Origin of the sequence: Bartonella sp. AP150HLJHH, assembly GCF_042196385.1 — a bacterium.
Taxonomy (GTDB): domain Bacteria; phylum Pseudomonadota; class Alphaproteobacteria; order Rhizobiales; family Rhizobiaceae; genus Bartonella.
In genome coordinates this window covers 1-11,011 of the sequence record NZ_JBHIQC010000029.1, presented here as the reverse complement: position 1 = coordinate 11,011, position 11,011 = coordinate 1, and the positions used below count along the sequence as shown (strand labels likewise).

The window sequence follows — 11,011 nt, the reverse complement described above, 5'->3', positions numbered from 1 at the left end:
CACTTGTCTAAAGCCTCAGCAACAGCAGCATAAAGAGCAACAGCAAAAGCATTATTAACCGGTGCATCAATGAGTTCCGCAACACGTGAACCATAATCACGCCGCATTACACGCGAACCAATCCGCGTTAACAAAATATCAAGGATTGATTGACGCAAATGATCAATGCCGGTCAATGGCTTTCCTGTTGTACGGTCCATTCCACTGTTCAATTGGGACCTCCTGTCATAGAACCACCAAGGGAAACACCGCCATGAACATGGGTTTCTCCTACATTGGTGCCGTTATGTCTTAATCCACTTGAATGAATGGAAACATTATTTCCAGAATGAAGAGAGAGACTATCATTCGAATTCAGTGAAATGCCATCACCAGCCTTCAAAGAGATGCCGCCTTTTGCGTTTAAATTTATATCGCTTTCTGAAGCAATCTTTATGCCTTCCGGTGCGGTAAGCTCTAGCTTGCCACCATCACCTTTTAGTGACACACCATCAGCAATCGTGAGAAGAAATTTTCCACCTGATTTGATATGAATTCCATAAGTGTTTTGTTCATCATCATATTCAAGGCTGGTTCCATCAGGGTATATCGTTCGGTGAATGCTGCCCTTATCGGCTGCTTGATTAGCATCTGTATGAATGGAACCCACAATCATCCCTTGCGATAAATCCCCTGATGATGAAACAACAATTACTTGCTCTCCAACATCGCGTCCTTCATAAGAACGTGTTTTACCGGCGCGGGCTTGTGTATCTGGAATCCAGTCACTGACAAGATTGCCACTTTTTACCCGATAGCGTGCGTTTTTATGGTCGACATGGCTAATCTTCCCCACCACAACCATATTTGCCACACGTCTCTTTAGATCTGTGATTTCTTTATCGCGCCGCTCTAACATGTCCACCTTCAATTTTATGGTATTTGTCTTGGTTTCCCATACCTGTTTCTGGTTTAAAACCGACAAGGGGTTCAACAACTCTTTCGGTTGCCTTTCCTTCATCAAGGCAGGGGATATTGGTGACGTAAGTTACGTCAAAGGTTAAAATTGCACCGTGGAGTGCTAGAGCGCCATTATCGCCAAAGGCAAAAGCAATATTTTGCAGGCGGCATGTTTCAACGCTGTTGTTGAGATTGGGATTAGCGTAGAAAACCTCCTCAACTTCCCATGCTAATTGGTCAACAAAACGTGCTCCATCTTCACATGTCGCATAACATTCAACATCTAGCGTTAAAACACGCCGCCTTACTCCATAATCATAGCCATCTTCAATTGTTTCACTTTGTGTTGAGATATTAATTGCAGGCGTGTTCTCAGGGGAGAAGTTGAAATCACGCATATTGAAAACATTGTCACCAGCTGCCGTCTTTGCTGCTTTGATCAACGCAACAAATGTTTCTCTTATCGTCTCGCGGGGATGCATGGGGGCTCCTGTCCAATTAAGTGTATAAAATGATTGACTAGGATTAATAATGATACTATTATTGGTTATGAGCAATAAAGTTGAAAAAATAATTAGCTTGATGAAAGCATCACCAAAGAACATCAAGTTTTCAGATTTGTTGGTTGTATGTGTCTATTTCTTTGGAGAACCACGGAACAATGGTACAAGTCATTTTGTTTTTAAAACCCCGTGGCTTGGTGACCCCCGTGTGAATATTCAAAAAGATTCTGGTAACAAAGCAAAAGCTTATCAAGTCAAACAAGTCTTACAAGCGATAGAAAGGATGAAACATGAACAATAATCATTATACATATCGTGTTTTGTGGTCGCAAGAAGATGAGGAATATGTCGGATTGTGTGCAGAATTCCCATCCCTTTCATGGTTAGATGCTCAAGCAGAGAAAGCTTTAAAAGGCATTATGGACCTTGTTTCAGAAGTTGTTGAGGACATGCAACATAATGGAGAAGAAGTTCCTGTGCCTTTGTCACATGGTAAATACAGTGGTAAGTTTCAATTAAGAATACCACCAGAACTCCATAGAAAACTTGCAATACAAGCCGCTGAAAATGGTGTGAGTTTAAACAGATACATTTCCTCTAAACTTTGAATCTTTTAAAAGTCTATACGTACTAAAAGAAAATTAATTCTTATGAAACCCTCTAAATTAAAACAAATACCCGTTTTTAAGACGGATAAAGAAGCAGAAAACTTTGTTGATACTGCCGATCTTACAGATTATGACTTAACTGATTTTAAATCCGTTCATTTTGAGTTCTTACCTAAAGAAGTCTCTTAACTACCTCCCCACCTTTAACGATAGGGAGGGGAGTTTTGTTTTTAAGTTAAGCAACCTTTTTAATGGGGTTGTCTAAATTTGGTTCATAAGTTCGCAACAAAGAATCCATACGATGTGGCAGTTCTGAAGCTCCAAAATCTGTCAAAATTGCCAAGATTTTTGTAATATTGGGCACGTCATCTTGAAGCTTTAAAACTAGAACATTTTCTATTGCATTCATAGTTTGAACCAGAGCACTACAATCTTTGTCGCTCACATTTTCATCATTAGAAAATTGAGATAATGCTATCCATAAGTCACATAAGAAGTTGGTATCTATCTTCATTGTACACCTCCATGGATTTGTTCTCTCAAACATGCTAATCCTCTCGATGTGATTTTCGTTGAAGGGAGTACCTTTTCTGTACCATCTGGTCTTTGAATAGTGATAGCAGGGCAATCCATAAAGCCTTTTTTGATTTTATCTTGATAAGGTAACAGAGGCGCCCCTGGAGCCCGTCGATACACCCAATCATGTTTACGCAAGTAATCTGTTAAATCCTTTGGTCGCACCTCCAACATCTTTGCTGCTTCGATAAGACCAAACAGACCATCAGAACGTTTTAGACCCTCAAGTGCCTCTGCTTTTGGTGCTAATTCTGCAATAACATGATCTTTCTGCTCAATTTGACTTTGTAAGTGATTCAAAACACCAAGTAATGCTTCGGGTTTGGAATAATCAACTTGTGGTGTGGCTACCTGCTTTTCCAATTCTTGCCAACGGTCAATGATTTTAGCACGTAAAGCAGTACTGTAACCAGATACGAGAATTAAACATTCGCGCTTGGGTAAATTATAACAAGGGCGTGTTTTTCCTTGTTCATCAATATAACTGCTTAAAAACTTAGCCGGCTCAAATTTGAGCTCGCTAAATATTTGTTTAATGTCTCGCATAACATTTTTATGCTTCTTACTACATACTCCCGCAATTTCAATGCTAGACATAGTCTGAGTGGTAGCACCATTAGTAGCACTTCCTTTAATTTCTATAAGAGTGTTCATGAGAACTCCTTATCGTTAGATGTTTTTCATTGACACTCTAAAGAGAGTGCCGGGTGCTGAAAAACACGGCGATAAGTCCGTCGTTACACTTTCCCCGTTAGGGTATTGTATAGTGTAACCACACCCGACAAAACCACTATATGCTACAAAGCATGTGATGAGTCAAAGTTTTTAAATTTCGGCGGGAGGAGATTATTTCGGTAATCCATCCGCTTATCGTTCGGTGTTTTTCAGGCACCTAGTTCAACAATAGACACATTGTTGCCATATTGTCAAGGGGTGACTTTACCTTTTTAAAATAAATAAGCGTATCTTTACTTTATCTCCCGCAAGATAAGCTTATACATACCGGATTCAGAGGCTTGGACATCTGTAACAGTGAAGTGTTCTTGAGAAGAGGGGGCTTTGTTGTTTTCAGGAGAGAGGACCACAATACTATCTTGAGGTTTTGGTGGTAATCCTCCAATGTCATTGATACAAAGATCAAGTTCCTTTCTTGCAATTGTGGTAGGGATTCTGCCACCGGCGTCCGATTCTGAATGCTTAATGGTGTAAATCGCTGTGATACGAAAAGATTGCTGGTTGTCCTTTCGCGTGTAGATGATGGGCTGCCCAAAAGTGTTGCGCACATCTTTAACCATTTGGTTTAGCAGCCCGTTCCACCGCATGTTATTTCGCTCCAATCACTGCTTTAAACAGCATTTCAGGGCGTGTGCAAATGTAAAGCGGATAGCTATACACTTCAGGTTTTACCCATGCATTACGGTCGTGGTCGACGATAAGCATCGTGTAGAGAGGTCTTCCAACCGTGTTGGCAAAATCCAAGCTTTCACCAGGAGCAAAGGTTTTTTGGAATACACCTGGCGCATCAACAGGAAAGAATTGACATTCATCAGGCTTAATGCCTATGGCGCGCTTTGTTCCAGCCTTCGCACTTACATTATAGTTGTGGATACTCCGATAATTAATGAAAGTCACACCCGCAAAGTCAAAACTACCAAAGCTCCCAGAGCCAATCGAACTTGGTGTTGCAACACCTCCGGCGCTATTGAGTGTCTGTGCTAAGGCTGTGTTTAAATAGGTCTCACGAATTGTTTTATGGTTTTTCAACTTGGAGAAAAATTCATTTCCACAAAGCCCAATAATGCGTGAACGATCAGAAAACGCTCCCTTTGAAGCTTCAATCATCCTCATAATGACTTGATCAACATGGTCCGCAACATTGGTTGTCTCATTATTTAATTTAAAATCAATCGGCTTTGGTGGTGCGATTTCCCATTCTTTGTACCAATCGACAATAACAGAGCCATCGGCATCAAGAACCACCCCTTGAACAGCGCCAAGTTGCATATTTTCCCATGTCAATTCTATTTCAGAAATCAGTTTCTTTTGTTTTCTGGCAATATATTTCATTGCTGTCTCTAACTGATCTTCTGTCCCAAATTCACGACGGTTTTGGATTTCTTCTGATTTCACGGTATCACTTTTGGCAATCCGTGTTGTTTTGAAAAACCGAAGATTACGACCCTCTCTATCACCTTCTGCCAAAGGTGCGCCACGTTCACTGGTTTGAATAAGCGAAAATGTATTATCACGCCGTTCAATACCAACCACTGTGGTACTGGTTTCAACTTCTTCAAAAAGATTAAGAGAACTTACAAGACCAGGTTGAAACTCATAGTTTTCGATGGCTTTCATCATTGTGATGCTTGAGAAAGCATCATGTTTAAAAAAATTCATATCCATGTGTGCATTCTCCTATCGCAATAGAATGTTGTTATGGTCTTCTAAAGACTGAATGGCTGCTTTCTTTTGCTCATCCGTGATGGCATCTGGCCATAGCAGTTCAGAAGCTTTTACAGTGCATAAGCGTGCTGTAATTACGGCGCGTTGATCTGCTTCTGTTGCGTCAATAGTGGCAAAAGAAATCCCCGCAGGGATTTGACTGCCATCTGCTGCTGCTGGATTAAGGGGGACATAGTGTTCCGTTGCGGTTATCTTTCCCATGACAGTTCCAGCTTCAATGAATGCTCCTGATGCAAACAGCACTTCTTCATTTGACATATCGGGGTCGTAGGGTCCAAGATAAGCGCCATTGCGTACGTCGTCATAAATAATATTCGTCATTTCACTGCCCTCCAAGCTGCTTCCCATTTTGCATGAATCTTTGCCTTGCTCGTCCCATCACTATGAGGGGTATAAGGCGAGACTTTTAAAGACGCGCTTTGAGAGCTAGCAGCCGTCAACACACATTGGCGTGCTTTCTCGATACTCATACCGTTTTGAATAGCTTTTGCTGCGTCAAAAGAAACGCCTAAGTGCTTTGCTTGCCTTTCAAGGGTTGTTAGTGCTTTTGCGCGCTTTCTTTCTTTTTCAAGAGCAGCTTTTATGTTTTCCTGCTTGTCCTCATTGTCTTCATCTTCATCTTCGTTTTCTTCGTCGTCAAAGATTTCGGCGTTTTTGTCGATGTCACTATCGTCTTCGTCCTCTTCCTCGTCATTGATGATGTCGACGATCTTTTCGTCATCCTCTTCTTCAGCGCGGTATTGTGTGCGTGCCATGTGTTTTGTCCTTCTTTTTCTGTTGATGTTGGGTTTTGTGATATGGAATCCGTTAAGGCTTCCAAAGCTTGCGCAAGGGTGCCCTGCGCATCTGCTAATCCAAGCGTGATCGCTTGGGTGCCTATAAAAGTTTCTGCTTTTGTGTCACGAATTGCAGCAGCATTTAAGCGTCTGTTTTGCGCCACCAAATCGACAAACATCTCGTAGAGCAGGGCGCAATCGGCTTGCATTTTTATCTGTGCTGTATCGCTCAAGGGTTCATGAGGGTTGCCATGGGTTTTGTGATCACCTTCAAAGACAAAGGTCCATTTATGCCCGTGTTTTTCATCTGCACGGGATTGGTCAAGATGGGCACAAACAACCCCAATCGAGCCCACAACCCCTGTGCGAGCTACCCATATTTGAGAAGCCGCACAAGCAATGGCATAAGCTGCAGAACAGGCAAACTCATTGGCATGTGCCCAAATGGGCTTGTCGTATTGTTTTGAGAGTGTTTGAAACTCTTCAACCAAATCAAACACACCGCCGGCTTCTCCACCGCCGCTATCAATATCAAATAAAACAGCGCGAACATCATGTTGTGCAATGGCTTCACGAAAAGAAGCCCTTAAACCTTCATAAGAGGTTAGCCCCGATAAAGCCCCAAGCCATGCACCACGGCGCACAAGCGTGCCATGAACCGGTATTATGGCAACATTGTTTTGTACTACATAAGTTTCAGGGGGTCTTAAAGCTTCTGTATTCTCTTGCGAATAAGCTTCAATGGGAAACTTTTCTCCCTCAAAAAGGCGTGGTGCAAGAGCATTCAAAATGATATCAAGCTTTGTCGAGGCAAGCATATGAGGAACCCCAAAAAGCCGTGATGCCAAAAACGGCATGTCGAGATTATTCACCATTTTTATGTGCCTCACTGCCTTGGTTACTTTCATAAGTCTCAGAAGGGTCTGAATCTGCTGTATCAATCATTTGATTGCTACCAGAAGGCGCTGCCATATCCGTGTCAAAAGATAAGCCGCGCGCACGAGCGTCTGTGTGCTCTTCTTGCATTTCGGCATGAATGCTGTCGATATCAAAGCCGCGCTCAGCAAGTGCCATGCGTCGTGTTTTCAAGCCTGCACGGATTTCTTCTTTTTCCGCTGAGATATCCTTGTTTGGATCAATCATTTCAAGCGGGGGTGCAAAGCTTTCACATTGAAGCCATGGCAAGGGATTTTCTTCCCACCCTGGCAAATTGACGCATCCAGCAAGCACTGCCATTTCAACAAAACGCTCCCAAACAATGCGGTTAAACTGAAAGGCAATAATATGTTCACGCCATTGTTTGACGTGCCGTCTAAACTGAATGATAGAGGTACGCACATTAGAAAAATTCCCCCGCGTAACGTCTCCAGTCACAACGGCATAAGGCATATTAAGTGCTGCACAAATTTTCAAGATATTGCGAAATTGGAAAGCCTCATAAGAACCTCCAACCTCAACAGGGTTAGAGAATGTAACCTCTTTATTCTCTCCTAAATAAAGAGATGCACCGAGTGCAATGGCAGGTGCTTCGTATTCTTCTTCAACGTCGTTTTTATCACGATTATCGGATAATTTTGCGACGTTTGGGGAATTGTCCTTGACAAACGCCGCGAAAAGAGCCGCCGTCCTTTTTCTATCGAGTTCTGCGTCGTCATAGGATTCGAGTTGAAAGATCTTTGTCATAGCGCGCGTTATTTTTGGAGAACCGCGCAATTGTCCGGCAATACGGCGCTCTTTGATATGAATGACCATTTCAGCAGGGACACGCACGCGCTCTTGGCTCTCAAATGCCATATTTGCAGGGACATCATCATAGGGGTGATGTTCCCAGAAATGATAAGCAACACGCTTGCCACTGGCATTAAATTCAATCCCCATACGAATGTAATTGCCTTCAATATCAGCCGGTCCATTGTAAGTAAGGTCTAACATTTCGGTGGGATAAACTTGTAATTGAAGCGGCACACCAGAGCGCCCGTAGAGGTCAACATAATGTAGTCTTACAAAACATTCACCAGTTAGAAAGACTTCTCGTGCAATGGTTGCTTGAAGTCCATAAAAATTGGCATCTTCATCATAGTCCGCCTCATCAACCCATTGCCACCATAAGTCTAAAAGCTTTTTCTTTTCTTCTTGAAAACCTTCAATACGAGGATAGGGTTTAATCCCATCACTAACAGTCGCAGAGACCCATTCCTCCGTTGCAGAACCATAAAGAGATTCATTGTCATAAAGCCATCTTGAACGGGCGACAATGGTATCACCGCATTCCTCAATGGCTTTATTGATATGTTTTTTGGCGGGGTCAAAACCACCCATGCGACGGCTTTTACTTGCAGCTTCAAAAGGGGGGCTGTCTTGACGATAAATTTTAAAAAAGCCTGTGAGTTTATTGAAAAAACCAGCCATTAATAGCCTCGTGATATATTAAAATAGAAAACGCGTGAACGCTTGCGCCCTTCAAGGTCCGCTATTTGTGTGTTCAGCATCTCAAGCGCTCTGCGAAGTTCCTCAACAGAGCGGTTGCTGACTTGCTTATCGCCATGGCGCACCGATTGTGCTCCCGAATAAAGAGCTTCTTCAATTTGTTCACGCCGCCTTTTTAAGTTTTCAAGTCTCTCAATTTTGCTGTTAATTGGTTCTAAAGTTTCACCCACAAATTACCTCCAATCCCCTCGCATATAAGGATTCATCATTGTTCTGAATGGCTTCTTTTGAGGCTGTGCTGTCTGAGATCTTCTTGGAGAAGGAGAGGGCACATGTTCTGATGTTGGCTGCTCTAAAGAGCCTTCAATTTTAAGTTTTTCCAGACGCTCTTCTAAGATATCGACTTCTCGATTAAGGTTTATTCCTGCCGAAATCAGACCTTGTAAAGCAGCATAAGCATAGACCCTACAGTCCAAGGCTTCATTTCTTGCCTTTTCACTTTTTTGCCATTCAATACGCTTGAAGCCTTTGAAATATTTGATGACTTTTCTTTCAGCGGTCAGTTGGTCAAAATATTCCCGATCAAGGCTTTTGTGAAAGTGTGTTGCACCAGCACCCGATGCTTCAGGTCCGGATTTTTTAAACCGTGCCGTGATAATATCTTTTGCTGCATCAACCCCAACAATATAGAGATTAATCTGTCCTTTATTGTTTTTGCTTGGTCGGCGTGGCCAGACCGCACGCCATCCCGCTTGTCCCTTAATCCCCCAGATACGTCGTCCCTCACGCGGGCGCACATAATTATAAACCGCTTGTGTGTGTCCACCACCGGTATCAATACAAGCAGCCGTTATCTTGATGCCATCTTTATAGCCTGTATGTGGCCAGCGTTTTGTAAGGTATTCATCCAGCTGGTCCCATACTTCAAAAGAAGAGGGATCACCAAGGATAACTTGATAATCAATATGCCAACTTTCTTCACTGCGTCCCCATCCAACCACTTCAAGTTCTAAGCGGTCATTTTGCACATCAATACCAGCTGTTAACAACACGGCTTGTTCTGGTGCAAGGGGATAATCTTCGCGTTTTGCATAGAGGCTATCTGGGTCAACAACTTCGCCTGTTCTGTCCTCCCATGGCTCTCCAAGCACTGTATTGACAAAAGGCTGTAGAAGAGCTGGATCATCTTTGGCATTTAAAAACTCTCTTGCACATTCCCCCCATGTAAGCCAAGGAGAATAGAGTGCCGAAATATGATAAGAACGCAAATTGGGTCTGCTTGACTCACTGGTTGGGACCCAGCATGCGCCTCTTTCTTCACACATGAGATCTGTTTTTCGGTGCTCGGCATGTTCATGACCACAATGCGCACAAACAAACACAGCTTTTTCGGGGGCGCCTTTTGGCCATTTGATTTGTGACCAAACAATCGGCTGGAGTGTACCACATGCATCACAAGGCACGTTGTAATATCGCTGGTCTCCTAGCACAAAATCCTTGGCAATACGGCTTGTGTCACGGTGTGTGGGGGTGGACAATTTAAAGATCTTTCGTTGTACAAAGGTCGAGGTACGCTTTTCCGCAATCATCACCGGATCACCTTCGTTATCCACACTGAGAGGATAACCATCCACTTCATCCAAAATCAGATAACGAATAGGCATGGAACGCAAACCAGCAGCACTGTTTGCCCCTGTAAGCATCAGTGCACCACCATCAAACTCTTTCGAAAACATGGTATTCCCGCTGTCACGTGCTCGTGCTGGGGCTATGCGTTCACTTAAAACTGGACTTGCCATAATCATTGGATCAAGACGGGTTTTGGACAATTTCTTCGCTGTCTCAACCGTTGGCATCACATAAAGAGCAGGTCCCGGACTATAATGAATGGCATAACCGCAGAAATTTAATCCTGCTTCTGACATGCCGATCTGCGCCCCTTTCATGACAATGGTTGTTTCAATTGGCACGTAAGAGGAAAGATTATCCATGATTTCACGCAAATAGGGGGTACGCTTTGTTCTCCAAAGCCCAGGCTCAGCACTTGCTACCGTGCTAAGGTATCTATTCTTATCCGCCCATTGCGAAACCGTATACGGTGGGTCCGGTTGTCTTGCATTATTGGCATGGGAGAAAAATTCTTCGACTGCATTGTCATCCATTATTCGTTTCTTGCAAGTTCTCTAACTCTGGAGAATGAGGATCATGAAAAGGCACTGGAATATTAACCGCCTCAAGCAAAGCGGTTCTTATATAATAATCAATAGCACCAATAAGGCTGGCCGCATCACATCCAACTTGTGCAGCAATGCTTGCACCAAAACGATGAGGAAAATTCAACATAGCATCACGGTGCGCTCTTCCAAACTCACGAGCTGCCTTTTTCATTTCTTCTCGATCAACAGTGGTTTCGCGCAATCGTTCAAGTGCAATCTTTTCGCTTTCAAGAGCAACTTGCATTCGCTCCAGTTTTATCTTGTATTCATTAGCGCCCTCTGTAGAGGCTTGTTTGATCTTTGTCCGCGGTTGACCATCAGGCGCTAAAAATGGAGCAGGGCGCTTTGTTGGATTCTCATTCCAGATGGCTGTTGCAACGGCTTCATTGACAGAACCATCTTCAAAAAGAGCTGCATCAAATTTACCTGTCTTTATCCGAGAAACCACCGCATTATGTGAAACACCCATCTTCTTCGCAAACGCACGAACCGATAGACCCTTACGC

At 43.2% G+C, this 11,011-nt stretch carries 17 protein-coding genes; 3 read left to right on the top strand and 14 right to left on the bottom strand.

The features are described from left to right. From ACFING_RS08265 to ACFING_RS08255, 3 genes are all read right to left on the bottom strand, one after another. On the bottom strand, positions 1-212 hold a 212-nt coding region (locus tag ACFING_RS08265; protein ID WP_375630426.1), incomplete at its 3' end, for a GPW/gp25 family protein. Then, positions 209-898: a phage baseplate assembly protein V gene (locus tag ACFING_RS08260; RefSeq protein WP_375630425.1), complete on the bottom strand. Its 690-nt coding sequence runs from the start codon at positions 896-898 to the stop codon at positions 209-211. The genes ACFING_RS08260 and ACFING_RS08265, both read right to left, overlap by 4 nt. Further along, a complete protein-coding gene (locus ACFING_RS08255; protein ID WP_375630424.1) occupies positions 879-1,421 on the bottom strand; it encodes a hypothetical protein in 543 nt (180 codons plus the stop codon). Before ACFING_RS08255 ends, ACFING_RS08260 begins: the two co-directional genes overlap by 20 nt. A gap of 49 nt (positions 1,422-1,470) precedes the next feature. Between ACFING_RS08255 and ACFING_RS08250 the strand changes: the two genes are divergently transcribed. From ACFING_RS08250 to ACFING_RS08240, 3 genes are read left to right on the top strand one after another with little or no spacing between them, the layout of a single operon-like run. Continuing rightward, complete coding sequence (locus ACFING_RS08250; RefSeq protein ID WP_375630422.1) at positions 1,471-1,743, top strand: toxin HicA; 273 nt, start codon at positions 1,471-1,473, stop codon at positions 1,741-1,743. Continuing rightward, on the top strand, positions 1,733-2,050 hold the full coding sequence (locus ACFING_RS08245; RefSeq protein WP_004856761.1) for a type II toxin-antitoxin system HicB family antitoxin: 318 nt from the start codon (positions 1,733-1,735) through the stop codon (positions 2,048-2,050). The genes ACFING_RS08250 and ACFING_RS08245 overlap by 11 nt, the downstream gene beginning before the upstream one ends. A gap of 42 nt (positions 2,051-2,092) precedes the next feature. Further along, positions 2,093-2,239 (top strand): CopG family antitoxin, encoded by a 147-nt coding sequence (locus tag ACFING_RS08240; RefSeq protein ID WP_375630421.1) that lies wholly within the window; start codon positions 2,093-2,095, stop codon positions 2,237-2,239. A gap of 46 nt (positions 2,240-2,285) precedes the next feature. On the opposite strand, the gene ACFING_RS08235 is transcribed toward ACFING_RS08240, so the two are convergent. From ACFING_RS08235 to ACFING_RS08185, 11 genes are all read right to left on the bottom strand, one after another. Then, a complete protein-coding gene (locus tag ACFING_RS08235; RefSeq protein WP_375630420.1) occupies positions 2,286-2,564 on the bottom strand; it encodes a hypothetical protein in 279 nt (92 codons plus the stop codon). After that, complete coding sequence (locus ACFING_RS08230) at positions 2,561-3,280, bottom strand: phage antirepressor KilAC domain-containing protein (RefSeq protein ID WP_375630418.1); 720 nt, start codon at positions 3,278-3,280, stop codon at positions 2,561-2,563. The genes ACFING_RS08235 and ACFING_RS08230 overlap by 4 nt, the downstream gene beginning before the upstream one ends. Positions 3,281-3,594: 314 nt before the next feature. After that, entirely contained in the window at positions 3,595-3,948 is a 354-nt protein-coding gene (locus ACFING_RS08225; RefSeq protein WP_375630417.1) for a hypothetical protein, read from the bottom strand. A 1-nt stretch (position 3,949) separates the two neighbouring features. Beyond that, complete coding sequence (locus tag ACFING_RS08220; RefSeq protein ID WP_375630416.1) at positions 3,950-5,026, bottom strand: major capsid protein; 1,077 nt, start codon at positions 5,024-5,026, stop codon at positions 3,950-3,952. Between the two features lie 12 nt (positions 5,027-5,038). Further along, positions 5,039-5,407: a head decoration protein gene (locus tag ACFING_RS08215; protein ID WP_375630415.1), complete on the bottom strand. Its 369-nt coding sequence runs from the start codon at positions 5,405-5,407 to the stop codon at positions 5,039-5,041. Beyond that, positions 5,404-5,556, bottom strand: a complete 153-nt coding sequence (locus tag ACFING_RS08210; RefSeq protein ID WP_375630413.1) for a hypothetical protein — start codon at positions 5,554-5,556, stop codon at positions 5,404-5,406. The genes ACFING_RS08215 and ACFING_RS08210 overlap by 4 nt, the downstream gene beginning before the upstream one ends. A 110-nt stretch (positions 5,557-5,666) precedes the next feature. Then, positions 5,667-6,737, bottom strand: coding sequence for a S49 family peptidase (locus ACFING_RS08205; RefSeq protein ID WP_375630412.1), 1,071 nt, complete (start codon positions 6,735-6,737; stop codon positions 5,667-5,669). Then, a complete protein-coding gene (locus tag ACFING_RS08200; RefSeq protein ID WP_375630410.1) occupies positions 6,727-8,271 on the bottom strand; it encodes a phage portal protein in 1,545 nt (514 codons plus the stop codon). Before ACFING_RS08200 ends, ACFING_RS08205 begins: the two co-directional genes overlap by 11 nt. Beyond that, positions 8,271-8,519: a phage head-tail joining protein gene (locus ACFING_RS08195; RefSeq protein WP_273757285.1), complete on the bottom strand. Its 249-nt coding sequence runs from the start codon at positions 8,517-8,519 to the stop codon at positions 8,271-8,273. The genes ACFING_RS08200 and ACFING_RS08195 overlap by 1 nt, the downstream gene beginning before the upstream one ends. Before the next feature lie 3 nt (positions 8,520-8,522). Continuing rightward, positions 8,523-10,451, bottom strand: a complete 1,929-nt coding sequence (locus ACFING_RS08190; protein WP_375630409.1) for a phage terminase large subunit family protein — start codon at positions 10,449-10,451, stop codon at positions 8,523-8,525. Beyond that, on the bottom strand, positions 10,444-11,011 hold a 568-nt coding region (locus tag ACFING_RS08185), incomplete at its 5' end, for a hypothetical protein (RefSeq protein WP_375630408.1). The genes ACFING_RS08190 and ACFING_RS08185, both read right to left, overlap by 8 nt.

Bases quoted from the DNA above. Each gene is read 5' to 3' on its own strand.
- ACFING_RS08260 (WP_375630425.1), bottom strand. From the start codon at position 898: ATGTTAGAGCGGCGCGATAAAGAAATCACAGATCTAAAGAGACGTGTG.
- ACFING_RS08255 (WP_375630424.1), bottom strand. From the start codon at position 1,421: ATGCATCCCCGCGAGACGATAAGAGAAACATTTGTTGCGTTGATCAAA.
- ACFING_RS08250 (WP_375630422.1), top strand. From the start codon at position 1,471: ATGATACTATTATTGGTTATGAGCAATAAAGTTGAAAAAATAATTAGC.
- ACFING_RS08245 (WP_004856761.1), top strand. From the start codon at position 1,733: ATGAACAATAATCATTATACATATCGTGTTTTGTGGTCGCAAGAAGAT.
- ACFING_RS08240 (WP_375630421.1), top strand. From the start codon at position 2,093: ATGAAACCCTCTAAATTAAAACAAATACCCGTTTTTAAGACGGATAAA.
- ACFING_RS08235 (WP_375630420.1), bottom strand. From the start codon at position 2,564: ATGAAGATAGATACCAACTTCTTATGTGACTTATGGATAGCATTATCT.
- ACFING_RS08230 (WP_375630418.1), bottom strand. From the start codon at position 3,280: ATGAACACTCTTATAGAAATTAAAGGAAGTGCTACTAATGGTGCTACC.
- ACFING_RS08225 (WP_375630417.1), bottom strand. From the start codon at position 3,948: ATGCGGTGGAACGGGCTGCTAAACCAAATGGTTAAAGATGTGCGCAAC.
- ACFING_RS08220 (WP_375630416.1), bottom strand. From the start codon at position 5,026: ATGGATATGAATTTTTTTAAACATGATGCTTTCTCAAGCATCACAATG.
- ACFING_RS08215 (WP_375630415.1), bottom strand. From the start codon at position 5,407: ATGACGAATATTATTTATGACGACGTACGCAATGGCGCTTATCTTGGA.
- ACFING_RS08210 (WP_375630413.1), bottom strand. From the start codon at position 5,556: ATGAGTATCGAGAAAGCACGCCAATGTGTGTTGACGGCTGCTAGCTCT.
- ACFING_RS08205 (WP_375630412.1), bottom strand. From the start codon at position 6,737: ATGGTGAATAATCTCGACATGCCGTTTTTGGCATCACGGCTTTTTGGG.
- ACFING_RS08200 (WP_375630410.1), bottom strand. From the start codon at position 8,271: ATGGCTGGTTTTTTCAATAAACTCACAGGCTTTTTTAAAATTTATCGT.
- ACFING_RS08190 (WP_375630409.1), bottom strand. From the start codon at position 10,451: ATGGATGACAATGCAGTCGAAGAATTTTTCTCCCATGCCAATAATGCA.